This window comes from Sphingobium sp. TKS (assembly GCF_001563265.1).
Classification (GTDB): domain Bacteria; phylum Pseudomonadota; class Alphaproteobacteria; order Sphingomonadales; family Sphingomonadaceae; genus Sphingobium.
Window position 1 is genome coordinate 346939 of the sequence record NZ_CP005083.1, and the last position, 23694, is coordinate 370632.

At 62.9% G+C, this 23694-nt stretch carries 26 protein-coding genes; 17 read left to right on the forward strand and 9 right to left on the reverse strand.

Annotated features, from left to right (window positions below; all coding sequences use genetic code 11):
- Positions 1–21: 21 nt before the first annotated feature.
- On the forward strand, positions 22–351 hold the full coding sequence (locus tag K426_RS01710) for a hypothetical protein (RefSeq protein ID WP_020818465.1): 330 nt from the start codon (positions 22–24) through the stop codon (positions 349–351).
- A gap of 32 nt (positions 352–383) precedes the next feature.
- Positions 384–986, forward strand: a complete 603-nt coding sequence (locus tag K426_RS01715; protein ID WP_020818466.1) for a hypothetical protein — start codon at positions 384–386, stop codon at positions 984–986.
- 405 nt (positions 987–1391) lie between these two features.
- Here K426_RS01715 and K426_RS01720 read toward each other — a convergent pair whose 3' ends face one another.
- Entirely contained in the window at positions 1392–3257 is a 1866-nt protein-coding gene (locus tag K426_RS01720) for a reverse transcriptase/maturase family protein (RefSeq protein ID WP_066553268.1), read from the reverse strand.
- Positions 3258–4201: 944 nt separating this feature from the next.
- Here K426_RS01720 and K426_RS01725 point away from each other — a divergent pair.
- Together K426_RS01725 and K426_RS01730 are read left to right on the forward strand one after the other, a co-directional pair.
- The gene (locus K426_RS01725) at positions 4202–5200 is read left to right on the forward strand and encodes a DUF2493 domain-containing protein (RefSeq protein ID WP_020818467.1); all 999 of its coding nucleotides are present in this window, start codon (positions 4202–4204) and stop codon (positions 5198–5200) included.
- Positions 5201–5381: 181 nt separating this feature from the next.
- The gene (locus K426_RS01730) at positions 5382–5948 is read left to right on the forward strand and encodes a hypothetical protein (RefSeq protein ID WP_020818468.1); all 567 of its coding nucleotides are present in this window, start codon (positions 5382–5384) and stop codon (positions 5946–5948) included.
- A 2-nt stretch (positions 5949–5950) separates the two neighbouring features.
- Here the strand turns inward: K426_RS01730 and K426_RS01735 are convergent, their stop codons facing one another.
- A complete protein-coding gene (locus K426_RS01735; protein ID WP_015460598.1) occupies positions 5951–6214 on the reverse strand; it encodes a hypothetical protein in 264 nt (87 codons plus the stop codon).
- Positions 6215–6809: 595 nt separating this feature from the next.
- On the opposite strand from K426_RS01735, the gene K426_RS01740 reads away from it, so the two are divergent.
- Both K426_RS01740 and K426_RS01745 read left to right on the forward strand, forming a co-directional pair.
- Entirely contained in the window at positions 6810–7301 is a 492-nt protein-coding gene (locus tag K426_RS01740) for a hypothetical protein (RefSeq protein WP_020818469.1), read from the forward strand.
- Between the two features lie 366 nt (positions 7302–7667).
- On the forward strand, positions 7668–7892 hold the full coding sequence (locus K426_RS01745; RefSeq protein ID WP_020818470.1) for a hypothetical protein: 225 nt from the start codon (positions 7668–7670) through the stop codon (positions 7890–7892).
- 119 nt (positions 7893–8011) lie between these two features.
- On the opposite strand, the gene K426_RS01750 is transcribed toward K426_RS01745, so the two are convergent.
- Positions 8012–8230 carry a hypothetical protein gene (locus tag K426_RS01750; protein WP_020818471.1) on the reverse strand — a complete coding sequence of 73 codons (219 nt, stop codon included), beginning with the start codon at positions 8228–8230 and terminating at the stop codon, positions 8012–8014.
- Between the two features lie 554 nt (positions 8231–8784).
- Here K426_RS01750 and K426_RS01755 point away from each other — a divergent pair.
- From K426_RS01755 to K426_RS01775, 5 genes are all read left to right on the forward strand, one after another.
- Positions 8785–9075: a hypothetical protein gene (locus K426_RS01755; protein ID WP_025160433.1), complete on the forward strand. Its 291-nt coding sequence runs from the start codon at positions 8785–8787 to the stop codon at positions 9073–9075.
- Positions 9065–11371: a type IV secretion system DNA-binding domain-containing protein gene (locus K426_RS01760; RefSeq protein WP_020818473.1), complete on the forward strand. Its 2307-nt coding sequence runs from the start codon at positions 9065–9067 to the stop codon at positions 11369–11371. The genes K426_RS01755 and K426_RS01760 overlap by 11 nt, the downstream gene beginning before the upstream one ends.
- On the forward strand, positions 11371–14442 hold the full coding sequence (mobF, locus tag K426_RS01765) for a MobF family relaxase (RefSeq protein ID WP_020818474.1): 3072 nt from the start codon (positions 11371–11373) through the stop codon (positions 14440–14442). Before K426_RS01760 ends, mobF begins: the two co-directional genes overlap by 1 nt.
- Before the next feature lie 49 nt (positions 14443–14491).
- Positions 14492–14692 carry a hypothetical protein gene (locus tag K426_RS01770; RefSeq protein ID WP_020818475.1) on the forward strand — a complete coding sequence of 67 codons (201 nt, stop codon included), beginning with the start codon at positions 14492–14494 and terminating at the stop codon, positions 14690–14692.
- 71 nt (positions 14693–14763) lie between these two features.
- Positions 14764–15417: a hypothetical protein gene (locus K426_RS01775; protein ID WP_020818476.1), complete on the forward strand. Its 654-nt coding sequence runs from the start codon at positions 14764–14766 to the stop codon at positions 15415–15417.
- Positions 15418–15437: 20 nt separating this feature from the next.
- On the opposite strand, the gene K426_RS01780 is transcribed toward K426_RS01775, so the two are convergent.
- Together K426_RS01780 and K426_RS32305 are read right to left on the reverse strand one after the other, a co-directional pair.
- Positions 15438–16637, reverse strand: coding sequence for a tyrosine-type recombinase/integrase (locus K426_RS01780; RefSeq protein ID WP_020818477.1), 1200 nt, complete (start codon positions 16635–16637; stop codon positions 15438–15440).
- 145 nt (positions 16638–16782) lie between these two features.
- Complete coding sequence (locus K426_RS32305; RefSeq protein ID WP_063619123.1) at positions 16783–17313, reverse strand: ribbon-helix-helix domain-containing protein; 531 nt, start codon at positions 17311–17313, stop codon at positions 16783–16785.
- Between the two features lie 132 nt (positions 17314–17445).
- Between K426_RS32305 and K426_RS01790 the strand changes: the two genes are divergently transcribed.
- Both K426_RS01790 and K426_RS01795 read left to right on the forward strand, forming a co-directional pair.
- Positions 17446–18120, forward strand: a complete 675-nt coding sequence (locus K426_RS01790; RefSeq protein WP_020818478.1) for a type IV toxin-antitoxin system AbiEi family antitoxin domain-containing protein — start codon at positions 17446–17448, stop codon at positions 18118–18120.
- Positions 18113–18976 carry a nucleotidyl transferase AbiEii/AbiGii toxin family protein gene (locus K426_RS01795; protein ID WP_020818479.1) on the forward strand — a complete coding sequence of 288 codons (864 nt, stop codon included), beginning with the start codon at positions 18113–18115 and terminating at the stop codon, positions 18974–18976. Before K426_RS01790 ends, K426_RS01795 begins: the two co-directional genes overlap by 8 nt.
- 20 nt (positions 18977–18996) lie before the next feature.
- Here the strand turns inward: K426_RS01795 and K426_RS01800 are convergent, their stop codons facing one another.
- Positions 18997–19596: a hypothetical protein gene (locus K426_RS01800; protein WP_020818480.1), complete on the reverse strand. Its 600-nt coding sequence runs from the start codon at positions 19594–19596 to the stop codon at positions 18997–18999.
- A 310-nt stretch (positions 19597–19906) separates the two neighbouring features.
- Here K426_RS01800 and K426_RS01805 point away from each other — a divergent pair, with 310 nt between their 5' ends.
- From K426_RS01805 to K426_RS01815, 3 genes are all read left to right on the forward strand, one after another.
- On the forward strand, positions 19907–20695 hold the full coding sequence (locus K426_RS01805; protein WP_145907144.1) for a hypothetical protein: 789 nt from the start codon (positions 19907–19909) through the stop codon (positions 20693–20695).
- A 282-nt stretch (positions 20696–20977) separates the two neighbouring features.
- Positions 20978–21451 (forward strand): Hsp20 family protein, encoded by a 474-nt coding sequence (locus tag K426_RS01810; RefSeq protein ID WP_020818482.1) that lies wholly within the window; start codon positions 20978–20980, stop codon positions 21449–21451.
- A 104-nt stretch (positions 21452–21555) separates the two neighbouring features.
- A complete protein-coding gene (locus K426_RS01815; protein WP_025160432.1) occupies positions 21556–22074 on the forward strand; it encodes an Hsp20/alpha crystallin family protein in 519 nt (172 codons plus the stop codon).
- 123 nt (positions 22075–22197) lie between these two features.
- On the opposite strand, the gene K426_RS01820 is transcribed toward K426_RS01815, so the two are convergent.
- The 3 genes from K426_RS01820 to K426_RS30020 are packed head-to-tail and all read right to left on the reverse strand — an operon-like array spanning position 22198 to position 23080.
- Positions 22198–22569: a hypothetical protein gene (locus K426_RS01820; RefSeq protein ID WP_223308157.1), complete on the reverse strand. Its 372-nt coding sequence runs from the start codon at positions 22567–22569 to the stop codon at positions 22198–22200.
- A gap of 8 nt (positions 22570–22577) precedes the next feature.
- Positions 22578–22847: an usg protein gene (locus K426_RS01825; protein WP_020818485.1), complete on the reverse strand. Its 270-nt coding sequence runs from the start codon at positions 22845–22847 to the stop codon at positions 22578–22580.
- On the reverse strand, positions 22844–23080 hold the full coding sequence (locus tag K426_RS30020; protein WP_021224284.1) for a hypothetical protein: 237 nt from the start codon (positions 23078–23080) through the stop codon (positions 22844–22846). Before K426_RS30020 ends, K426_RS01825 begins: the two co-directional genes overlap by 4 nt.
- Positions 23081–23352: 272 nt before the next feature.
- On the opposite strand from K426_RS30020, the gene groES reads away from it, so the two are divergent.
- Positions 23353–23667, forward strand: a complete 315-nt coding sequence (gene groES / locus K426_RS01830) for a co-chaperone GroES (protein WP_020818486.1) — start codon at positions 23353–23355, stop codon at positions 23665–23667.
- Positions 23668–23694: the final 27 nt, after the last annotated feature.

Sequence of the window (23694 nt, forward strand, 5' to 3'; positions counted from 1 at the left end):
CTCATTTCCACGGAGAGCACAATGTTCCATCTCGCCACCTTCGATGAGATCGCCGGCATTGCCCACGGCATCGAGACCACGAACCCCGCCATGGTCGACCGCATCCGGCGTGCGGCAGACCGCCTCAACCGCTACGAGATCGCCGCACGCCTCGCCCAGGCGATTGCCGAAGCCGCCGACGCGGCCCACGTCCGCGCGTTCGAACAAGCCCAGTTCGGCGAAGCGAGTGCCGATGCGATCGTCGACAGCGAATATTACGACGACCTCGCCGCGGCCTGGTCGCTGGTCGCCGGCGAGCACCAGCTGATCAGCCCCGATGCCATCTTCGCGCATGACGGGTCAGTTCACTGACCCGTCCTTCCGCTCAAGCAAGGATTCCGCTCATGGCCACACAGCCCGCCCCCAGACCCGCCGTACAGCATTGCTACGGCGTCCTTCTCCATCACCGCCTCGCCTGGTGGCTCGTCGAGTTTCCCGAACTCGACGCGGCGCCGGTTCGCGCGCGCAAGCTCTCGGGCCGGCTCACGCCGGCCCTCGCCGACTGGCTTCGCTCGGAGACCGGCGATGCCGGTCTTCCCGCCGAGGTCACGGCCCTGCACCCGGACAGCCGTTGCTGGTCGGGCGAATTCTCCTGTGTGCGCGCCGCCGGGAGCGTCGATCTGTATGACATCGACGCGCATCCCTGGGGCAGCGATGCCGGCGAACTCGAGCTTCGGTTGGCGCGCACGATGATCGATGCGACGATCCGGCCGCTTCCGTCCGGCTTCACCTCGGTCTTCTTCGATCTTCCTTCGGAGAATCAGCCGGTGCTTGCCATTCGCCTCAGCGGCTATAGCTGCGCCACCTTTGAGCTGATGACCGCTCGATACATGCCGACCTATCGGCCGCGCTCGCCGTGGCGCGACATTTCGAACGACGCCGTCTCCGACAGTGGCAGCGACATCCTTGGGTGGCGTGAGGCCGCGGACTGGATCGGCCCCGTCTGATCGCTGCCGACGTCGAATGTCCGGGACGGGTGCCAGCCATGTCCCGGGCGCCGGCGTGACCACCCCTCGCACGGCGGAAGCCGCGATGCCGAAGTTCCTGCCGGCATGAGCGCATTGGCTCGCAGGATATTGCCCATATGCCTGATCTCGGGGCGCTGCGCTCCCGATTGCGGCATGGCGCAACATGGGGATGGGGCGGTTGCATGGATGGTTGGCGCATCCCGTCCTTCGCCAGGGCAGAAGGACGGGACCGGGGCTCTATTCGCTAAGCCGCCGCCCGCGCATGCGCGCGGTCCCCGGCTAACCTCACGGAGCCGAGGCCTGAGCCTCGTCTCCGTAGGGTGGGCGCGAGACGCCTCTTTCGAGGACGCCCCAGCGCCTCCCCCCGAACCGTGCTTGCACCTTTCAATGCACACGGCTCTCCATTCTGTCGGGCATCCGACCACCATGGTGTGCGACGTGACATTTGCGGCACAGAACGATGGTCCTGCGCCGCCGCGCCGATTGTTTCCACAGTGTCAGTTGGTCGCCCCGTTTGTCTTTCAGGCGGTTGGGATGATGCATCTCGAACGGTCCATCGGTATCGCCGCATGCTTGGCATTCTTCAGCGGTGAGGCGGGTAACGAGGTCGTTCGAACTCTGCGCAATGCGCGAGCCGACCGTGATGGTATCGACGATGGGATTGCCCCACGTCTTCACGATCAGATGTTTCAGCTTCCACACCTTGTGGACGCGCGGTTTGCCCCGGACCGTGGTGGTGACACCATAGTCCGCCCCCATTTTCAGGGATTTCATGACCTGCTTTCTACTCGTACGCCGTCGACAGGCTATCGTCGCCAACAAGCTCCTGAACATGACCAGCTCAAGTTTGTCGAGCGACGCTTTTACGCCGTCGGCGATCGCATAATAGTTGGCGAAGCCACAGAACTCCGAGTTATAGGCAACGATAATTTCCGCGACACTGGAGTCGAGGAACTGCGGACGTGCTCGGCCATTCCTCTTGTCGAGGTTGCCGAGCTTTTTCCGCCTGCAGAACCCATAGACCCGATCCCGTGGCACCCACAGCTTGATATTCCCCCGCGTTGGCCGACGAAGGACGCGACGCATCCCACCGCCGACCTTCTGCCGTCCCGCCATCGTGCCGGCGGAGCGCAACGTGAAGGCGCATACATGGAAGCCAAGGAACGGCGATCCCTTCGACGCATCGCGAACCCCGGTTTTCTCCGGTGATACCGCCAGATTGAGCCGCTCAGCGAGGAAGTGCTGTATATCGGCCATGATCCGGACGGCGTCCGCCTTGCTGCCGATCACACCGACAAGGAAGTCGTCGGCATAGCGGCAATAGCGCAGGCGGCGGAAGTTGGGGTCCATTTGATCGACGGATGATATTTTCCGTCGATCCCGATTGATGGCTTCGATCCGAGCCAGACAGGCCCGGACTTCTGCCTCGTCCGCGCCACCGGCACGGATTGCGTCGATCTTCTTACGAAGTGCGGCGATCTGCTGGCCCTGAGCAGCATAGGCAGGATTGGCCCGCCGTTTGACGCCCTTGTCGAAGCCCGCCCGCATTTCCTCCATGAACAAGTCAAGCTCATGGAGATAGATGTTGGCAAGCAAGGGCGAGATGACCCCGCCCTGTGGAGTGCCGCTATAGGTCCGTTCGAACTTCCATTCGTCCATGCACCCTGCCTTGAGCATTGTTCCGATCAGATCGATGAACACAGGATCATCGATGCGCCGGGCCAAGAGGCCGAGCAGGATGTCATGGTCGATGTTGTCGAAGAACCCGCGAACATCCACTTCGATCAGCCATTTCGCACCCGTCCAGGTTTTGCGGATCTCCTCGAGAGCCGTGTGGCAGGAGCGACCCGCGCGGAACCCATGACTATGTTTCGAGAACACAGGCTCATAGATCGCCGCGAGGATCATTCTCGCCGCCTCCTGAACGATGCGATCATCCGCCGTAGGGATGCCCAATGGGCGCATTTTACCATTGCCCTTGGGGATATAGACCCGCCGCACTGGACGAGGGCGGTAACGGCCATCCGCCACGCGTTCGACCAGACGATCAAGCCTTGCCAGCGTCATGCCGTCGAAGGTCTGGCCGTCTACTCCCGGCGTCATGGCACCCCGATTCCGGGATACTCTGTCATAGGCCCGCTCATATAAGCAGCGGTACCGCATGAGGCGGTGGAGACCATTGATCCGCTTGCCCGCCCGCGACAGGGCCGGAAGCGTCTCGATCCGTCTCAGGATAGTAGCGGTCTGCATCAGCAATCCCTTTCCCTTGATCCATCGAGGTTACAGAACTGCCGTCCTTCGCCCGGATGCTGCGGATTTCGACAAGGATCACTCCCGCTTATACCGCTGCTCCGTCCGCCTCGCGGCGGCTATCCCGGCCATTACACCGGGCATTTGACTACTATGACGGCTCCGTCGCCATGCAGGTCCGAACAAGCCGTCCTGTTTAGGCGATCCCGCAGTTGCGCGAGTGAGGAGTCGCGGCGTGTTTAGGTGCCCCGTTCGTTTCCTTAATCCCCTTACCGGGGCTGCGCCGAGCGGACTGGCAGCGATTCACTAGGACGTGCTCCTCGCTCCGCTCGGAATGGTGTGACAACCGCGTTCACCATCGCCAACCTGATAGCCGCTGGAATCTGGGATTCAGACAATCCAGTCTTCACCATGCACACCTTGCCTGTTGGTCAACCGTCAGGTTGCGGCACCCGACTTCGATCCATTCCCCGACATGCTATGGTCCCGTTTCCCTTTCGGAATCTCAGCCGGTTCATCACCAGCACCGGTAAGTCGGTCAGGCATAAGCTACGCCAGTAAGCTCAGTTCATTCGAACACTCCTTTCTTCTTCGCGCCACAACGGCGCACGCCCGTCCGGGTTACGATCCCGCTTGCGGTTGTTCTCGCCGGTGAGGTTTTACACCCCTATTCCTCTCTTGTGTCTGCCTAGTGTGGCATGCGGGGTTGGCGGTCCGTCGAGCATGAGCGGTCCCCCCCAATTTTGACGGCGCCGCCGCGCCGCTGACGCGTCCCGGCAACCCCGACAAAATCGGTTCCCCCACTCCCCGCTGGCGCGGCGTTAACCGGGGTCCGGCCTGTGGCCGGCTTCCCGGTTAACGTGCCTGACCTCCCTGACCACCGCATGCCCTGAGTCAGGTCTCATCCGAGGGGATGAGACAGCAAAAACGCCATGGAGGCTCACATGACCAAGTCTTTCACGAACTTCGCCGACCTCGCCAGCTTCATCGCCGGCGAAACCGGCCATCACGGCCAGAGTTCGATCTACGAGGGTGCTTTCATCGAGCACGACGAACGCGCCAAGCTGTCGCCCGTCGACGAGACCGAGCAACGCGAGATGCCCGATCCCGAGCAAGCCCGCGCAGCGGTGGAAATGGTGATGGCGACGCTGTTCGACGTGTTTCGCGACACGCGGCTCGAGCCTTTCGCGAGCGACCTCGCCTGGGGCTTCGTCAACAGCTTCCATGTCGTCGCCAAGCGTCTCAGCGACCGCGAGGACGACGCGGCCAAGGAGCTCGGAGATCTCGCCCGCAGCTTCGATCCGAGCGAGATCTACGCCTCGCAGCTCGAGGAGGCGCAGCTGCTGTGCCAGACACTGCAGGGGTGCCGCGATGCGATGGAATGCATGCGCGACCATGCCGCCGAAGTCTATCGCGTCGAGACTGGCCGTCCCTACTCGCCGACCCGCGGCAGCCGGGTGTCGAGCGGGGTCACCGCCTCGATGATCGATGCCCGCAACTATCTCGCCGAGCGCGCCCGCGAGCGCCGCGAACAGTTCGCGCCCGAAGGTCCCGTCGTCGCCTTCTCCGGCGGTCAGGTCTGGGACGATCACGAGATGCTCTGGCGCGGTCTCGACTCCATCAAGGCCCGCGTGCCGGAAATGATCCTCGCGACCACCGCGCAGACCAAAGGCTGCGACGCGATCGCCCAGGCCTGGGCGGCAGCGCGCGGCGTGAAGGTCATCCTGTTCCGGCTGGATCGCCGTCTCGGCGCCAAGGCCGCCTTCGTCCGCAACGATCGCCTGCTGGCGCTCAAGCCGGTCGAAGCGGTCATCTGCGAGGGGTCGGGCATCCAGATGAACCTCGCGCAGAAGCTGCGGCAGGCCGGCGTTCCGCTCCATGTCGTGAAGCTGGACCAGCAGGCCCCGCGCCCGGCACCGCAGCGTCAGCAGCGCTGGGCCTGAGCCCGCGCCCGAGAGAGGCTCCGGCATCCGCCGGGGCCTCTCTCTTCCTTTTGCGCGCGACATGCGGAGCGCGGGGGCATCGAACCCCCGCGCTCCGCCGGGGCGAACGCCATGCGGCATCAAGCCGCGTCCAGAGAAAAGGGGGATGAAAGGGTGGCGGTTTGCCCAAGGAGACAAAGTCATGTCCATCCTCTTTCGCATCGCCGTTCCTGCCGACGACACCCTCGCGCCGGTTGCCGTCATCACTGCCCGCCAACTCGCCGCGCTGCGCCGCATCCTTCGCGCCGAAGGCGACCGAATCGGCACCGCGCTCATCGAACCCGACGACATCATCGGCGACAGTTTCGAGGTCCGGGTCTGCCCGCTCGCGCTGGCCACGGTGACGGCCATCTTCGACCATGATCCGGCGGTGATCAGCGTGGTCGAGGAAGCGCAGTTTCGTGCCCGCCGGGTCTGCGTTCACCACTGCGCCAACTCGGCCGAAATAACCATGAGGGTCGCGCTTACATCCGATAGCGGGCTTGAACTCGATCTTGCCTATGGCAACGCCTATGCGCTTCTCGAAGCCTTGGGCGTGGACGCCGAGAGCGTAGGAGAGATCGCCCTTTCCCAGCTCAGGGAGCGCATTGCCGACCCGGCTACGTCACGGCGCGCGATGCGCTTTGGCGTCGAACAGTATCTGCCCCGGCTGAAGCGTCTGGCGGATAGCGCCGATGGAACGGACGACGCCCGCCTCGCCTGGGCCTGATTTCAATGAATTTCCCGCGACAGATCATTGCGAGGGCCGCCCAGCAATCGGTCGATCGCCATCTGCAAATGCGGGGTGCAATTGGTGTCCCGGATCGAATCGAGCACGCCCAGAGCCTCGCGCATCAAGACCAGCGCATAAGCGCGCTGCATCCTCGCATCGCCACCATCGCCTTGCCCAATTTCGCCGCGCAGCATTCGGATCGATAGCATGACCTGCTCCACGAAATGTCGATCCGATGCCTCCAAATCTTCCGGCTTGATCATCCGACTTCCCCTCGCCTCCGCCGAGGCGGAAACGAGAGAGCCATTCCCGCCCAACGCTCCCGCGCGAAGGCGCGGGAGCCGGGGCTTAAGAACACGTCGAGACATGCGCCTACGCTTTTAGAGCCGAGGCTCCTGGACATATGCGCAGGCACCCCGGCGTGAAATCACACCGTGTGCCGTTCTCGACAGGGTTCTTAAGCCCCGGCGCTGCCGTTTTTGCAGCACGCCGAAGCGCCTAGCACAGCGACGAGGACCAACCAAGCGGCACCCCGTTCGCCGGAGTAGCGCCGGGGATTTACTGCCGGGTTACCCGCTCGACTTGCCGGGCAGGAGGCAAGCACGCGTTCGCACATCTCGGCATCAGACGGGGCTTCATCGCCATAGCATGACGCTGGGTGTTCCTCGGCCGTCAAGGATCAGCGGTCCCCCCGATTTTGCCGCCGCTCCGCTGCGCTACCCGGCAACAAAATCGGTTCCCCCGCTGCCCGCTTCGCGGCGGCCATGCCGTCCCTGACCGCCTCAACACCGCGTCCCGCTGAGCCCATCCTCATCGATGAGAGATGGGGAGCACGGCATCATTCTGATGGAGGCTCTTATGGACAACCTTTCCGACGATCTCCGGGCGCTGTTCAACGCTCCGATCTGCCCGTACTGCGCGACGCTCTACGATCCTGAGCAATATGACGAGGTCGATGAATGCGCCCGCTGTTCGAACTGCTGCAGGGCATACCAGGTCGCGGCCGAACACCGCCCACCACAGCCGCACATTCCGCAAGATGACCCGCTGTCGGCAGCCGCCCAATCAGATAGTCTGGCCCAGTTTCGGGACGAGGCGGGCCGCGTTTCGAAAGCCATGATGCGCCAGACCGCCGGAGGAAGCTACCAAATGTACGAACGCTGGTTCACAGAAGCGCTCGGGCCTGCCATCGACAAGCTCGATCCGGTGCTCCGGCCCCAGGCAATCACGATCGCCAGCGAGCTTGGCTATATCGCCGATACCGAGGTCATGGCGGCCGGCTTCGGTCCAGGCCTATGCTCGATCAGCGGCATCGATGAGCATTTTTGCCATTGCGGCCGGCATCCCTGACGACATCGGGGCCGGGTATCCGCTCGGCCCCTTCTTCTCATCCATCGCCGAACTCGTTCCGGCTCGCTCGCGTGCCGCGCGGACCCGTCGGTCCGCACGCCGCTACGCCTTGCCGCAGCGTCCCGACGAGGGGAAACATCTCTCACAGACTTCCCATTATGTCGGACGGCCGAGACCGCCTCAAGGACGGTGGGGCCCCACCATTTTCTTCGGCGGATCGAGCGCGGCGCTTCTCCTTCGGCGTTGGCGGCCGCCGAAGAAAATCGTGACCCCCACCGCCGCTCACGCGGTCGCTTCGCGATCCTTGACCCGGCCTCGGCCGCCCGACGCGCCGCTCCTGTCATTCAAGACCGACAGGAGCCTATCATGCAGATCATCTCGACCAGCGCCGCCGCCGACAACGCCGCCTTCTTCGCCGCCATCGCGAATGCCGAACGCCGCGCGCTTCACAGCTACTTCGACCAGCATGTCGTGGCGGACGAGGAGGCCGGCTACATCACCATCGACGAGGGCGATTACGGCGCGCTGCCGATGACGATCATAGACCGGATCGTCCACAGCGTGCCGGGCGGACGGCTTGACGAATTCTGAGACAGATGGGGAGGGGCGCGTCTGCGCCTCTCCCTTTTTTTGCTGTGGGGTCAGAACGGACATGGAGGGCATCGAGCCCTCCATGTCCGTGCCGCGAGCATGCTCGCGGCGGGGGCTGTTCACGCCGTCAGGCGCTTTTCCACTTCGTCTATCCCGAGGCTCCGAATCCGGCCGAGAAGGTTCCCCAGCCGCTTTGTCTCGAGTTTGAGAAGACCGGTCTTCTCGATGGCCTGAATGGCTGCCTCGCGTTCCTTCTCTTCCAGTCTTTGCCGCCGCTCTTCGAGCTTGCGGACATCCTTTTCGATCGCGGCTCTTTCCTGTTCCAATGTGCGTGCCATGAAGGGCCTCTTGGTTCACGCTGATCGGGCTATGAACCGCGACACTATAGCCTCTCGCGACCGGCCTCGAAAGCGGAACGTCGCCGATGTTTTTCGGTGCACTTTTCCTCGTGCAAACAAATCCCATCAGCGTCGTTCACAACGCTAAGACGCGCAGACTGGCAGTCTCGCTTCGCGTAATCACGCCTTGCACGCCGTTCCGTCCAAAGGACGGCGAGGCGCCCCGCCGAAGGCATTTTTCATCCCAGACCATCTGTGTCACATGACGACCCGAGGGTGGAGATCTGCCCTGGTACAGAGCAGCACACCCTACGCACCAGGGTGCAGGAGCTTTCTTCGCGTTTTCAAGAAGATGAGGCGAAAACCGCGCGTGTTCGCCTGTGGGACGCATGTGGCGCCCACACGCAAACCGCTATTTTGCGGGCATTTCAGTGTGTTACGCGAGAACACGGGCCGCTCGCCAGATCGAGAATTCTTGCCATGCGGGCATGGCTGAACTATAAGACGGGCAGGTTTCTGAGACCCCACCAGCCTCCCTGCTAGGAGGCCTGGTTTTGATGACCCCCAACAAGCATTGCACGGTCAGGCTCGACCGCAGCAAATATGACCGTCTAGTCGCGATCGCGGCCGAGCGCGAATGCACCGCCTCAGACCTCATCCGGCACGCGGTCGACGCCTTCCTTGGAGCCGGCCAGATTCTCGCTGGAAGCCAGCGGCGGCTCGCGCGGATCAACGAGTTTCAGCACCTCGCTCTCGACATCATCATCCGCGAGCAATTCCCCGAATATCGCGATCGCATCCTCGCTGAAACCGACAAGCGTCTGGAGACCTACCATGGCGCGTAAGGACATTCGATCGAACGGGCGCAACATCCCCCTCATTCATCACAGCGCGCGCGGAAATGTGCAGCGCAACTCAGGCAATTTCACGCGCGGAAGCCAGCTCCTCACGCACGAGATGCTGATGTGGTTCTCGGGCGCGAAGCTGCCCTTCCTGCTATGGTTTTTTGTCTTCCTCATAGCCTTCTGCCTCATCCTCGCCGTGAAGCTCGACGAGCACGGCGTCCAGCTCATCGGAATGAAGCTCTATTCGGCCTTGTGGAACTGGATCGACCTCGATCCGAACAAGCGCGTCAACGTCACGCTTCCCAGCGGAGACGTCCTTCGCACCGTGATGCCGGCAGTCCCCTACATCCCCGAGGTGATCAGGGCATGGACCGTCGCCATGAGAGGACTGTTGGGCGCGTTCCTCATCTCGGCCTTCATCACCATTCCGTTGACCATTTGGTTCATCGACATCTCGCATCGACGCGGCCGCGCGATCCTTCAGGAACGGCATGAACGCGGCGCCATGCTTGTCGACCACGATATCCTTCTCAACGAGATCAATGAATATAATCGCGAGAAGTTCGAAACCGAGGCGGTCGAACTCTTTCCCGGGAAGTCGCCGCGGGACGTCCTCGCGCTTCCCTTCGCCGTGCGCAAGGCAGCCGGAATCCACCATCCCTACAAGCTCGCCGACATCCCTTTCCCCCATCGGCTCGAGCAGTCGCATGCGATGCTATTCGGAACGACCGGCGCCGGGAAAACGACACAGCTTCGCGATCTGATTGTGCAGATGCGCCAGCGCCAGGACAACGCCGTCGTTTTCGACCTCACGGGCGCCTACGTCGAAGCGTTCTACGACCCGGAACGCGACACGATCCTCAACCCGATGGACCAGCGCTGTCCCGCCTGGACCATCTTCAACGACTGCACGAGCTACAGTCATTTCACGGCAGCGGCTGCCTCTCTCGTTCCGTCCGACGGCGGATCGTCCGAGCCCTTCTGGGCGCTCGCCGCGCGCACTCTCTTCATCGAAATGTGCATCAAGCTCCGCGAGCGCGGCCAAACGACCAATCTCGCTCTCTCCGACAATCTGATGACGGCCGACCTGAAGCGCGTGCACCGCTATCTGGCCAACACAATCGCGGACCCGCTGACCGCCCCGGAAGCTGCACGGATGGCGGAATCGATCCGGGCTGTCTTCAATACCAATGCGCAGGTCCTGCGGTTCCTCCCCGACGAGGGCGAGCCTTACTCCATTCGCAGGTGGATGACGGCCGACAAAAGGCCCGGCGCCATCCTCTTCATCACCTCCGATTATGAGGACCTGGAGCTGAACCGTCCGCTCCTGACGCTCTGGACGAACCTGTCCATCACGAGCCTCATGTCGATGCCGCGGACGAACAGTCTGCGCACCTGGTTCGTGTTCGACGAACTCGCCGCGCTCCACCGTCTGCCGGCCATCGAGAAGGGACTTCAGACCGCACGCAATTTTGGCGGAGCAATGCTCCTCGGCCTCCACAGCTTTCCGAAGCTCGTCGAGGTCTACGGCGAAGAAGGCGCTCGAAATCTTGCTTCGCTAGCACGCACCAAGCTGATCCTCGCCACCGGCGAATATAAGACCGCCGAAGAATGCTCCCTCTACATCGGAAACCGTGAGGTTCGCCAGATGGATGAGGCCTATTCTTACGGCTATAACAACACGCGCGACGCTTCGACGCTGACTCCGCGAAAGCAGGTCGAACCGCTTGTCCTTCCCGACGACATCACCAACCTTCCGGCGCTTCACGGATATGTCAAATATCCGGACGGATTCCCCGCAGGACGGATCAAGCTCGAATGGAAACGATACCCCGTTGTCGCCGAGGGCTTCATGCCTCGCGCCAATGTTCAACCCGTTCGATCAAGGCGCGGAGAAGGGGCGTTCGAGGAGGATGGGGCAGGGGAAGCCGGCGGGCGGGACGGCTCGTTGCTGGTGATCGACGAGATTCTGGAATCTCCCAATCTCGCGCGGGATTTGGCCGCCGGGATATTGTCGGCGGAAGCAGAAGAAGAGGGGAACGCGGCGGCACGGGCGGCGCAGGGCACGGACGACCGCGGTGATCAGGGATCGGTAAAGGGTGAAAGCGCCGAAAAGGCGCCCGCGGCACCGGCCCGATCAGACGAGCAGGCTGTTGCGGCGCGGGATCGCGACGATCGGAGCGATGGCCATCGGCAGGGTCAGGGGACGCCCCAGGTCGAGGATCAGACGCTCGCCGAACTGCGTCAGGACTTCTCGGCCGGCCGTGACGACAACGATCTCGATATGGGCATCTGATGCTCTCCGTCGCCCCGATCCGCTCGGCCGCCGGGTCCGCGAATTATTTCGCGAAGGACGACTATTACACCGTCGAGGATTCGTCCGAGGTCAGCGCCTGGGCAGGGGAAGGGGCCGACATCGCTGGTCTCTCTGGCGAGGTGTCGAAGGACGCCTTCGAAGGGATTCTAAACGGGTTCCTGCCGAGCGGGGAAGGGGTCGCCCAGGTCGAGAACCGCCGGCACGGCCTCGACCTTACCTTTTCGATGCCGAAGTCCGCGTCGGTGATGGCCTATGTCGCCGGCGACAAGCGCGTGCTCTCCGCCAACATGGCGGCCGTCAAGCAGACGATGGCCTGGGTCGAAAAGAACCTTGCCGAAGGCCGGCGCGACGTCGACGGCCGCAAGGTTCCGGTCCAGACCGGCAATCTCGTCTATGCGCTCTTCCAGCACGATACCAGCCGGGCGCTCGATCCGCAGGGCCATATTCACGCTGTGATCGGCAACATGACGCAGATGCCCGATGGCAAGTGGCAAGCCCTTCACGCCGACAAGATCTGGAGCCACAACAGCATCATCGGCGCGATTTACCACAGCTACCTGCGGACGGCGCTCGAGAAGATCGGCTACACTGTAGAGCTTCGCGGCAAGCACGGAACCTTCGAGATCGTCGGCGTGCCAAAGGCCGCGCGTGAGGAGTTCAGCCAACGGCGCGAGGACATTCTCAACAAGGCGGCCGAAACCGGCATAACATCCCACAAGGGCCGCGACCAGATCACGATCAATACCCGCGATCCCAAGCTCGACGTCGAGGATCGCGGCGCGCTCAGGCAAAGCTGGATCGAGCGGGCCGCTGCGCTCGGTTTCGACGGAAAGGACCTGCGCGCGGCCGCGGAAGCGCGTGCTGGCATGATGACCGCGGTCGGGCCGCTCGAGCGCGGCTATCGCGCGATCGTCGATGCCATCGATCTCGCGCGCAGCCGGCTCGGCGATTTCCTTCGCCCACACGACCCGTTAGTCGACCATGCGCTCGCGCGCGCGGTCAAGTCACCCGAAGAGGCCCGCACGCAACTCGCGGTCGCATCGGCCGTCCGCATCCTGTCCGAACGCGAGGCGGCCTGGCCGCTTCATATGGTGTCGAAGACTGCGCTCGATCTCGGTCTCAAAGGCGTCACCGTCGAAAGCGTCGAGCGCCGGATCGATCAGCTCGTCCAGAATCGGCAGATCGTGATGGGAACTGCCCATGCCACGGACCGCGACGGCAAGATGGTGACGACCCAGGAGGCGCTGCGCATCGAGGAGAAGATCCTCGACCTGGTGAAGGAAGGCAATGGCGCCGCAAATCCCGTCCTGTCTGCTGCCGACGCGCCCGCGCGCCTTCAGGCAGTCGCGGAGCATCCACTCAATCCCGGGCAGCTTGCCGCCGCGACCCTGATCCTCTCCTCTGACGATCGCACGATCACGATCCAGGGAAAGGCGGGCACGGGCAAGTCCACGATGCTGCAGGCGGTCTCGCGCGTCGCGGAGGCCGAAGGCCGTACGATCCGGGGTCTCGCGTTCCAGAACAAAATGGTCGGCGATCTCGCCGAGGGCGCCGGCATCCAGGCCCAGACGATCGCCTCCTTTGTCCTCGCCCACGAGCGCTTCATCGCCGAACGGAACACGCCGCGCTATGAAGCGGCGCGGGAAAGGCTCGCCGGCACCATGCTCCTCGTGGACGAGACCTCGATGGTCTCGGCAAGCGATATGCTGAAGCTTCACCAGATCAGCGCGGCGATGGGCGTCGACAAGCTCGTCCTCGTCGGCGACAGGCAGCAGCTCTCCTCGATCGACTGGGGCAAGGCCTTCGCCATGATCCAGGCTGCCGGCGCGACGATGGTGCGGATGACCCAGAATATCCGCATCGGGAAGCCGGGCCAGCCGCTAACCGAAGAGCAGCAGAAGCTGAAGGTTGTCGCCGAACTCGCGAACGTGGGAAAGGCGGGCGCCGCCATGAAGGTGCTCGGCGAGCATATCGTGGAAGAGAAGGATCCGGCCGCCGCCGCGGCCGATAGTTGGCTCGGCCTTTCACCGGAAGAGCGTGAGGCGACCGCCGTATTCGCATCAGGCAGAGACGCGCGCGAGACTATCAACAAGCGCATTCAAGCCGGATTGATCGCCGAAGGAAGCGTCAAGGGCGAGGCGCTCCAGCTCACAGTCTATGATCGAGTGAATACGACGCGCGAGGAATTGCGCTATGCGTCGACCTATCGCCCCGGCCAGACCCTCGAGGTGGGTCGGGGCGGGGCGCAGGATGTCGGCATCCAGGCCGGGCGATACGATGTCCTCAAGGTCCATGCCAGTGGCAAGGTCGACCTCGCAGACGGACGGCGCAGGATCCGCTTCGATCCGCAGAAGCTGTCGCCGGCAGAGCAGCGGGACCGGCTCCAGCTCTCCGAGAAAAAGCCGCTCGATATCCACGAGGGCGACCGCATCCGCTGGACCGCGAACGACAAGGGCCGCGGGCTTCACAACGCCACCCTCGCCCGGGTGGTGAGCGTCGACGGCTCCGGCGTCACGGTAGAGACGGCGGGCAAGGAGCAACTGACCCTGCCGATGGGCGATCCGATGCTCTCGCGCCTCGACCTCGCCTACTCGCTGAACATGCATATGGCGCAAGGCATCACAACCGACAGGGCGATCGGCGTCATGTCCTCATTCGAGCGTTTCCTGTCCAACCAGCGCCTGTTCAATGTCCTCGTGACGCGCGTGCGCGACGGCCTGACGATGATCGTTGACGACAAGGAGAAGCTGGCACGGCAGCTCGACATGAACCCGGGCAACAAGACCTCTTCGCTCGAAACCGTCGGCCGCCTCGACATAGATGGGAACATGGCCAAGGGCGCGAAGGCGCGCGAGGATTTCAATCCCGGCCCGATCGACGGCGTCGACCTGTCCGATCTCCCGCCGCTGCCTGACGACCTGCCCCCGCTCCCTGACGCCGGCGCCGCAGCGCCGGTCGGAAAGGACCAGGCAGCGAAGCCCGAACCGAAGCCCGACCGGGCGGAACAATTGCCGCCGCTGCCCGAGCGCAGCCTCGGCCTCGATTTGTAGCATGAAGCCGCCGGCGCGGCGCCGGGGGCGAAAGGAAGGAGACGAAACGATGGCATGGGAATTTGAGCAGGCCGGCAAGTTCGGCAGCGAGAAGGCGGCTGACGATTATGCCAGGCGCAACAATCTCGATCCGCGCGATGTGCAGATCACCCGCAAAGGCGGGGAAGTGGAGCTCAGCATCCGCCGATCGGCGCTCGACGGGCGCAACCTGCGCGACAATGGCGAAGGCCGGCGGGATGGGTGGGGCTGAAGGAGGCGGTCATGGAATTCACTCAGCGCCGCGGCGACGCGCCCCCTCGGGCAATCGGAGGATAACCGCGCATGGGCATCGACGATCGAGACTATATGCGCGAGCGGCAGCGCGCGCGGAGCGGAAGCACGCGCTGGAATGACCGAGCCGGGCGCGTGGAGGGCGCCTGGTTCGACCCGGCCATTCGAAGCTTCGACTATCAACGCGGACGCTGGCGGGGCTCCAGGCGTTCCAGCCCTGTTCGATATATTCCCTTTGCCCTGAGCCTCCTCCTCATTCTGATCCCCCTCTACGGCGAAGCTCAACGGGCGGGCTGGCTGCCGGATCGCGAGGCGGCGATGCCATTTCCGGAATCAGGGTCGGTAACTGTGGCGAGTTGGGCGATGCACGAACCCGTTAGCAGCTTCCTCACCGTCGAGACGGCGGACAGCAATGCCGTCGTGCAGCTCATCGACCCGACCACCGGCCGACACGCCATTTCGATCTATGTCTCGAAAAATGACCGGATTCGCGTGCCGGTGCCGCAGGGCACATTCCGGCTCCGGCTCATCGAAGGTCAGAAGTGGCACGGACCGGTGCGCTATTTCGGGTCGAATACATCCTACGAGACAGCCGCTGAACTCATGATCTTTGCACCTCGGGCCGGCCACATCATTGACCTTCATCGGAGGCCCGATGGCAATCTCAAAACGCGTATGATGTTGTCGCGCCCCGAAGCTCTGTGATTCCGGACGCGTAAGTGTGGTCAGCGGCGCACGCGCGATAGGACCCGGGCGGCGACATTGCTGCGAACCGCGAGCTTGCGGCCATAGCGTAATGCCGTAGCGGGCGAGCTCCAGCGCAGCGCCTGGGCTATTCCCGCGCCGTCCTCTCCGGCAGCAAAAAGGTCCTGGGTCAGGCCGACGCGAAGGGAGTGAGTGGACAATGCCTGCACCGCGGCGGTCAACTCGCTGGCGGGGAGACTCACCAATCCCAGTTCGAATGCTGCAAGCGCGACGCGTCGGTAGATGCCGTTGACGCCCTGGCGTGTCAGCGGCGCCGTTCCGATGGAATAGGTCGTTCGGGCGAGCGCCGTTTCAGAATCGCTGGCGCGTACGCGCCGCCGATCGACTCCGACCCTGCGGAACAGGGGGCCTTCCTCGATACCGCTCGCTTCCAGCCAGGCGCCGACCCGCCGCATGGTCTCGGCCGACAGCCATGCCCAGGCGCCTTCGCCTTCCTGGTCGGTCTTGGAGAAGGGGATGAACAGCGTCGCCGAACCATCCTGCTGGGGATCGATATGCACAGCTTCGACCACCGTGAGTTCGCTTACGCGCAGCCCCGCGTCATATCCGAGCGATAGCAGGGCAGCGTCGCGCAGCCCCTGCAGGTCGCCGCCGCAGGCATCGAGAAGCGCAGCGAGGGTGAATCCCTTGGTGACATGGCTGTCCAGTGCCTTGCCGAGCCGCAATGGCGCTGCCTGGCGCTGCAAGGCTCCTCTGCGCCTGCGGACGGCCTTGAGCGCCGCGCGCACCATCGGTGCGTCGGTAGGCGCGGCTTCGCCCGCCAATCCCATCATGCGGTGGACCGTGCCGAGGCTAGCGATCCGGCGCGCGAGCGTCGCGGGCTTCTTGCCCCTGCCATCGAGCGCATTCACATAGCGAACCAGATCTTCGGGATCGGCGGGCAGCGGTGAGCGGCCTTCCTCACCGCACCAGCCGCTCCAGCAGTCGAGATCGGCGGCGATCGCCGCCTTTGTCGCGTCGGCCATGGCCGCCAGCGTCGTCTCGAGTCCGAGTTGGCTGATCGGCGGCAGATCCGCTGGAACGATGCTGGCGATCGTGCGCAGCAGCCGCATGTCGACGGTCTCGGGATCCGCGTTTGGCGATCGCGTCGGCAGCGCGGCATCGTTGGTCCGGACCACCACGATTTCGGCGTCGGAACGGCTGGCGGGTTTTTCGGCCATCGTTGCTACGCGCCCTTGCGCCGGGCATTGTGCTCATGCGGCACAAGGCGCGGCACATTTGTGCCGCGTGATTTCGCTGCCATTTTCGCGATCGTCATTTTGGCCCTTCCCTGCTGTTTCCGCGCACTTGTTCTTACCATAACGATCAATTATGGTAAGTGACAGATCGCGCGGGGAGGGCGGTTTTTGGGGCTGTTTTACAAGCTTTTCCGATAATGCTGATCAGAGCGCGATATCGACGCGCGTGCAGGACGGTCACGATGCCCGACGGATCCATCCGACAGAAACGCCAAAAGACATAGTGATGCTCATGGCGGCCGAAAAAGCCCTCGACCCCGAATTCTGCCGGAATGGCGCGCCATCGCGTTTCGCGCCTAGCGATCCGATCGAAGCAGTCGAAGAGGCCGCGAATGTAGGCATCCGCCTTGGGCCTCGCCCCAGCGGTCGCGTACAGGCATAAATTTCGCCCAGCCGCCCTCCGGCGCATTGAATGCCTGCGTAAGCTCTGCCTTGAGGCGACCAAACTGCTCGGCTTGAGCCGTTCCTTGTCCCGGCGGATGAGGTCGCGGACATATTCGCTGACATTTTCGTAGGAGCCTTCGGCGCCGACATGTGCCATGACGAAATCGCCTAGTGCGCCCCTGATCCGAACATTGAGCGTAACAGGCTTGCTCATGGCGATAACCTCCTGTTTGATATTCTGGACAGGATCAAGGGCAGACTAAGCAATGCTGGGTGCCTCCGCTGCTTCCCGCCCTTCGTCAGAAAATTCTGGAAACTTTCATACATTGGAAGTATCGGGAATTTCATGTCCTCCCTGGCGCAACAGATCACGGCAGCGGGTCTGGCCGATCATATCCTCAGCGAACGCCAGCTCGGCAATCTGCTGGGCGGCGGAGACGCCCGGCGCTACGGCCTGGTCAATCGGGCGCTCAAGGATGGTTCCCTGCTCCGCGTGAAGCGCGGCACCTACCTGCTGGCTAAGCGCTATCGGGCCGAAACCATCCATCCCTTCGCCATTGCGCAAGGTCTGATGCCGGGTAGCTATGTCTCTTTCGAAAGCGCGCTCGCCCATCATGGCTGGATCCCCGAAGCGGTCTTTGTGACCGCGGGAGTGACGCCTGGCCGCAAAACGCTCCGCTTTGAAACGACAGACTTCGGCACGTTCAGCTTTCATCCGCTCGCTATCGCGGATTATCAGTTCCTGGCCGGCGTCGATCGCGTGCAGATGGGCAAGCTCATCGCCTTCGTCGCACAGCCGCTGCGGGCCTTGTTGGACCTCGTTGCCCTGCGCAAGCAGCAGTGGGCGGGCATCGAGTGGCTGACCCATGGCATGCGGATCGACGAGGACATGCTCCTCGGGCTCCGACGGAAGGATTTCGCCAAGCTGAAACCGGTCTACAAGCACAAGGCCGTGAACAGCTTCCTCGCCGCGCTCGAAAGCACTGTCATGGCCAGGAAGGTCCGCTCAGCACATGATTGACATCATCCAGGAGAAACTGCGCCGCTACGATCCCGCCAATGCGCTAGAGGAAGAGAATGCGGTCAAGGAAATCCTCCAGGAAATCGCGCTCTATGCCCTTTGGCGCGGCGACTTCTTCGACGTCGCGCTATTCCAGGGCGGCACGTCCCTGCGCATCCTGAACAGCCTACCGCGCTTCTCGGAAGATCTCGACTTCCTGCTGCGCCAGGCCGACCCAGACTTCGACTGGACGCCTTATCTCAAGACCCTGATCGAGGTGTTCGGCCAGTTCGGGCTGAAGCTCGATGCTCTGCCCAGGGCGAAGATGGACACGGCTATCCGCCAGGCGCTGATCAAGAACGATTCCATCGCGAGCCAACTCGACCTGTCTTTTGCGGGCGCTGGTAAGCCAAAGACGATCCGGATCAAGCTAGAGATCGACGTCAACCCACCTGCGGGTTCGGGCGAGGCGTCCAGCTATCTCGATTTTCCAGCGGACCACGAAGTTCGGCACCAGGATCTGCCGTCCAATTTCGCTCTCAAGATTCATGCCTTGCTATGCCGGGGTTTCCTCAAGGGTCGGGACTGGTTCGATTTCTCCTGGTATGTCGCCAAGGGAGTAACGCTCAATCTGGCCCTCCTGCGCAATGCCCTCATCCAGGCCGGTCCCTGGGCGGGAGATAATCACATCGCCGTCGACATGCCCTGGCTGAACGAAGCGCTGGGCAGCACGATTGCGAAGATCGACTGGAAGGCCGCCGCTGACGACGTGCGGCGTTTCCTGCGGCCGGCCGAACTCAGGTCGCTTGATCTGTGGAGTGAGCGCTTTTTCCTCGCCAAACTGGAAAAACTGACGTCGACTTCTGGTCACGCTTGAGCGGCAAACCTCCAGCGCTATCATGACACCGCCGCGCGAGGCTGGCCGTGCATTCCGCGAATGTAGAAGTCTCGCTGATGCTCACTCGTGGCGACGTTGGGATGCAGCGCGGCCCGGACGGCGGGCGTTATCGTATAGACCGCATGTCGCTGCGCCCCGCGGTTCTCATGATCCACCAGGAAACCCTGATAGTGGCGTTCGATAAGACCCGCCCGCACCAGCTCGGACACGGCCCGGCTGATCGCCGTCATGCCCGTATCCCGAATGCGCTCGCTGACTTGCGCTTCCACGATCCGTTCAGCTTCAGCCGTGTCGGCCGGCAGCTCGCCCTTCGCGGCGAGCGCCGCCCGCACCTTGCCGGCGGTCGCGCGACGCTGATGGTACCGCGCCCCGCTCGGCGCGATCGCGGTCGCCAGCCATTCACGGATCGGTACCAGAGCCTCGCCATCGCGCACGAGCGGCCCGGCCTGCCCATTCGCCCGGGCGACCCGCGAAATAAGGTCGAGCACCATGAAGGTGTAGCGCGGACGCGCTGAATGTTCGGCGATCGTGCGGACGATATCGGGTATTCCGATTGTCCGGCGGGCGGGCGGAGGTGCGAAAAGGTCCTGCTGAAACATGGAACGAATCAAGCACAAAGTTAGACTCATGTGAATCCCCCAATTACTCACAAAGACGGTCATTTGGCGATTTTGCCACCAGTGTCACTTTACCGCTGGGCAAGGTAAAGTGACGTAGTTGTCATTGTTCGGCGCTTCCCTCTCTCACGCGCGGATGAAGCTGTGCTAGAGCGTGGCGATGGATCTGGACCAGTTTCGCTCCTCCGCTGCCTCCATAGCCGCGCCGGTCGCTCGCCCATTGTTCCGGCTCACAACGGATCTCGACCTGCCGCCGCTGCCCGGGCATGCGGCCGCATCCTCGCGCCACTCCATGGCGAACCTGCTGGAGGAACTCATCGACGCTGCGGGCTGCAATGAAATTCCAGCCCCCGCCCGCGCACCCGATCAGCCCTCTATCGTTGACCTGTTCGGAGCGTTGAAGACGGCCGCTGCCGGCTTCGAAGTGGCTCCCGGCGTGGGCCTTGCCGAACACTTCTGGACGCACCCGGTCGCTCTACATAATGGCGAGGCCGCCGCCTCCCTTCTGCGCACCGCACGCAACGGGCATTCCATACACGGTTTCGCCGTCCTCTATGCCACCGATGTCCGGCCGCCATTGCTCTATGGCCCCAATATGTCGCCGCTGCGTGTGACAGGAACGATCGGCACCGAAAGCGACATCGAGGGTCCTTACCTCGCGCTCGTTGCCTTCGAAGGCGAGCCGGACGGTCGCGCCGCAGCGATCGAAGCGTACGCAGCCCCGATCTTCCATGCTCGACGGTTCATCCTCGTTCGTTCGGAACTCGATCGGGATGTGCTCCGCGCTCTCGAGCATCTTCAAGCGGCGCTGGATGCCCACGGCGTCGAATGTGCGATCCACCGCGTCCGACCGGGTGCAGACGACGAACGAACCCTGATTGAATTGGTCATCTCGAACGCGGTAGGTGGCCGGCGCATGCGGCTGGCGATCGATGCGACGCGTGAGGCCACGCGGTGCCAGGCCGAGCGTACATCTCCCGGGTTCGTGGTAACGCACCGGAACTGGAGGGACGGCAGCTTCATCGCTTGGCTCGCGCAAACGGTAATAGCTGACGGTCGAACAATCCCCGCAATTGCATAACCAGGCCCATCGCGAGAGGCAGGCTCGCGTCACTATCCTCGCTACCCCATCGCGATGCGGTTCCGTCTCCGCCTGCAGCGGGTTCAATATCCGCTTTTTCGTGGAAGCCAGCGCGGTTCGATCAGAGGTACCGCCAACGTGCGATCAGGCTCTTGAATCGAACTTTGGCCTCACTAGCTCTGCAATACCGGACGCCATCCGGGTCCGGATGGACATAGAGGGCGTCGGCTCTCGCATACCGACGCTTCTCATGCCCAAATTGCTTCGTTGGAGGATTTGGAAATGAGAACCAACTTCGACTTTACGCCGTACAGGCGATCAACGGTCGGCTTTGACCGTCTTTTCAACCTGCTTGAGGCGGGAGCACGCGAGGACGACGGCTATCCGCTCTTCGATATTGTGAAGCTTGGCGATGACAGCTTCCGCATCACCTTGGCGATCGCAGGGTTCAGACCCGACGACATCGAGATCGTGGCGCAGCAGAACCAGCTCACCGTGACCGGCAAGCGCGCCGATGATGCGGACAAGGGAGAGTATCTCCACCGAGGCATCGCGTCTCGATCGTTCGAGCGACGCTTCCAGCTTGCCGACTTCATCGAGGTCGGAGCGGCGAGCTTCGAACATGGACTGCTCTCGATCGAACTCCGGCGTGTCGTTCCTGAAGCAATGAAGCCGCGCCGAATCGAAATCGGCGGCGGAGCCCCGGACGGTCGCCAAATCGGCGAGGCGAAGGAGAAGGCGAGCGAAGTTGCCTGATCCCGCCGCCGGCCTGCCGGCGCCGCTTTCGTCCCTCCCGCCAGCGGCGGCCGGCAGGTGCCGGCAGGTATCGACAGGATCCAGCCAGAAAGGAGATGCTTATCATGGCTTTTCGTGATCTCATTCCCTGGAGCCGGCAGGAAAACCGGCTGCCTGTCTCGGTCAGCGCCGAACAGGACCGGGACACTCATCCGCTGCAATCGCTTCACCGCGAGGTGAACCGTCTCTTCGACGACGTCTTGCGTGGCTTCAACATGCCCGCCTTTGCCGGGTTTGATCGGCGCGCCGGCTGGCCTCACCTAGAGCTCGGCGAGACGGACAAGGAAATCCGTGTAACGGCCGAACTTCCCGGCCTGGATGAGAAGAATGTGGAGGTGCTGGTCGAGGACGGCGCGCTCACTCTTCGCGGCGAGAAGAAGGCCGAGGTCGAGGACAAGGACCGCGGCTATTCTGAACGAAGCTATGGCCGCTTCGAACGTCGGATCAGCCTTCCGAACGGTGTCGAACACGACAGGGCGAGCGCAACGTTCAAGAACGGCGTCCTGACTGTGACAGTGCCACGCTCCGATAAGCCCGACGAGAGTGTGCGCCGAATTCCGATCAATGGCGGTGCGGCGTCATGAGATAGGCCGGGGGCGCTCTGCTCCCGGCCACCGGCGCTCCGAAGCTCCTGCCCCGGAATTTCAGGAAGCACCATGAGCCAATTTCTCGATTAGCGGGCGGAAACGGGTCTGGTTACCAGACCGTCACCTGGCTTCACGGTCCTGGCGGTGCGCTGCCAGGTCGAGGGCGGTGAGAACACGGTCGATCACTGCTGCTTTGCTCGCGGCCTTTGGAAGTTCGCGAACGGCGAATTGCTGCATCTTCGTCAGATCGTCTCTGGGAATGCTAATCTCGATCGGTAGCATGCCCAACCGTTCGGGATCGACACCCTGTGCGGCTCGGCCCGATGCAAGCAGATGATCGAGCAGCCGCTTACGATCGGCAAAAGTCCAGCGCAGCGCCTCGAGCTCCTGCGGACTGATGGATAGCAACGCGATCGCGAACTCCATGATATCGTCGAACGGCAGGCGCACGCGCGCACCATCCTTGCGGCCGCGTCGCATCCGCTTGAACACCCCTTGATTCACTGAATCGAAATCACGCCGTCGACGGCGTTCCATTCCGTAGGGCGTATCAGCCCTTCATGGGCTATGCGCACAGAATGGAGCGCCGCCTCGATCTCGCGACGCCAGTGGTCGAGAAAATCGAACAGCACGGGAAAGTCTGGAGCGAGATCATATTCCTGCCAGACGAATAGCTGGAGAAGCGAAGGCGCGTCCGGACGATAATAGTGGATTTCCGCAGTCGTCAGGCCATAGCCGCGCAGCTGCGCAATAAATCCCCGGTCGATCACGGCGACGGCTGCGGCCGCTCATGGCCCTGATCAAGCGTGTGCATCGCCGCAAGAATTTCGTCGACTGGGATGGGACGCCTTGCTCCAGGGGGCTTGCGCAAGCCAGGCTGGTTTCTGACCGCGGACCTGTCGGACGCCCAGGACGCCAGAATTGCGCGCTTCACTTCCGGTTCCAGGCTCGGATGCCGGGCAACTTCAAAGGGATGAAGAAAACGGGAAAATGGTTGCGACATTGCTGTGCCTCCTTTCCTTCTCGTCGCTCCATTGTTGTTCGTGGCGCCACGTCCACCGCTGCAAATCTTGGTGCGCGCGTGAGTCGCGTCAAGAGGGCATTCGCGATGACCAAGGCACTGAAATCAGGGCAATTGGCACTCACTCGCGCAGAGTGCCAATATTTTTCGTTGCACCCCTTGAACGGAAAAATCTCCTTTCCTAGCTTCGGAAAGCCTGTCGTTCAGATGAACGAGAGGGCCATCACATATTGTTTTGCATCCGGAGGTTATGCATGCATTTCCGCCCCTTGCACGACCGTGTGGTCGTCCGCCGCATTGAAGCCGAGGAAAAAACCTCGGGCGGCATCATCATCCCCGACACCGCCAAGGAAAAGCCGCAGGAAGGCGAAGTCGTCGCCGTCGGTCTCGGCGCGCGCGATGACAACGGCAATCTCATCGAACTCGCCGTGAAAGCCGGCGACCGGGTCCTTTTCGGCAAATGGTCGGGGACCGAGGTCAAGATCGACGGCGAGGACCTGCTCATCATGAAGGAAAGCGACATCCTCGGCGTGATCGACAATGTCGTCCCGCTCAAGCAGGCGGCCTAGCAGGACCGCCATTCCTCAAGCATTCAG

Coding starts and splice junctions, on each gene's coding strand:
- K426_RS01710 (WP_020818465.1), top strand. CDS start 22: ATGTTCCATCTCGCCACCTTCGATGAGATCGCCGGCATTGCCCACGGC.
- K426_RS01715 (WP_020818466.1), top strand. CDS start 384: ATGGCCACACAGCCCGCCCCCAGACCCGCCGTACAGCATTGCTACGGC.
- K426_RS01720 (WP_066553268.1), bottom strand. CDS start 3,257: ATGCAGACCGCTACTATCCTGAGACGGATCGAGACGCTTCCGGCCCTG.
- K426_RS01725 (WP_020818467.1), top strand. CDS start 4,202: ATGACCAAGTCTTTCACGAACTTCGCCGACCTCGCCAGCTTCATCGCC.
- K426_RS01730 (WP_020818468.1), top strand. CDS start 5,382: ATGTCCATCCTCTTTCGCATCGCCGTTCCTGCCGACGACACCCTCGCG.
- K426_RS01735 (WP_015460598.1), bottom strand. CDS start 6,214: ATGATCAAGCCGGAAGATTTGGAGGCATCGGATCGACATTTCGTGGAG.
- K426_RS01740 (WP_020818469.1), top strand. CDS start 6,810: ATGGACAACCTTTCCGACGATCTCCGGGCGCTGTTCAACGCTCCGATC.
- K426_RS01745 (WP_020818470.1), top strand. CDS start 7,668: ATGCAGATCATCTCGACCAGCGCCGCCGCCGACAACGCCGCCTTCTTC.
- K426_RS01750 (WP_020818471.1), bottom strand. CDS start 8,230: ATGGCACGCACATTGGAACAGGAAAGAGCCGCGATCGAAAAGGATGTC.
- K426_RS01760 (WP_020818473.1), top strand. CDS start 9,065: ATGGCGCGTAAGGACATTCGATCGAACGGGCGCAACATCCCCCTCATT.
- mobF (WP_020818474.1), top strand. CDS start 11,371: ATGCTCTCCGTCGCCCCGATCCGCTCGGCCGCCGGGTCCGCGAATTAT.
- K426_RS01770 (WP_020818475.1), top strand. CDS start 14,492: ATGGCATGGGAATTTGAGCAGGCCGGCAAGTTCGGCAGCGAGAAGGCG.
- K426_RS01775 (WP_020818476.1), top strand. CDS start 14,764: ATGGGCATCGACGATCGAGACTATATGCGCGAGCGGCAGCGCGCGCGG.
- K426_RS01780 (WP_020818477.1), bottom strand. CDS start 16,637: ATGGCCGAAAAACCCGCCAGCCGTTCCGACGCCGAAATCGTGGTGGTC.
- K426_RS32305 (WP_063619123.1), bottom strand. CDS start 17,313: ATGAGCAAGCCTGTTACGCTCAATGTTCGGATCAGGGGCGCACTAGGC.
- K426_RS01790 (WP_020818478.1), top strand. CDS start 17,446: ATGTCCTCCCTGGCGCAACAGATCACGGCAGCGGGTCTGGCCGATCAT.
- K426_RS01795 (WP_020818479.1), top strand. CDS start 18,113: ATGATTGACATCATCCAGGAGAAACTGCGCCGCTACGATCCCGCCAAT.
- K426_RS01800 (WP_020818480.1), bottom strand. CDS start 19,596: ATGTTTCAGCAGGACCTTTTCGCACCTCCGCCCGCCCGCCGGACAATC.
- K426_RS01805 (WP_145907144.1), top strand. CDS start 19,907: ATGGCGAACCTGCTGGAGGAACTCATCGACGCTGCGGGCTGCAATGAA.
- K426_RS01810 (WP_020818482.1), top strand. CDS start 20,978: ATGAGAACCAACTTCGACTTTACGCCGTACAGGCGATCAACGGTCGGC.
- K426_RS01815 (WP_025160432.1), top strand. CDS start 21,556: ATGGCTTTTCGTGATCTCATTCCCTGGAGCCGGCAGGAAAACCGGCTG.
- K426_RS30020 (WP_021224284.1), bottom strand. CDS start 23,080: ATGTCGCAACCATTTTCCCGTTTTCTTCATCCCTTTGAAGTTGCCCGG.
- groES (WP_020818486.1), top strand. CDS start 23,353: ATGCATTTCCGCCCCTTGCACGACCGTGTGGTCGTCCGCCGCATTGAA.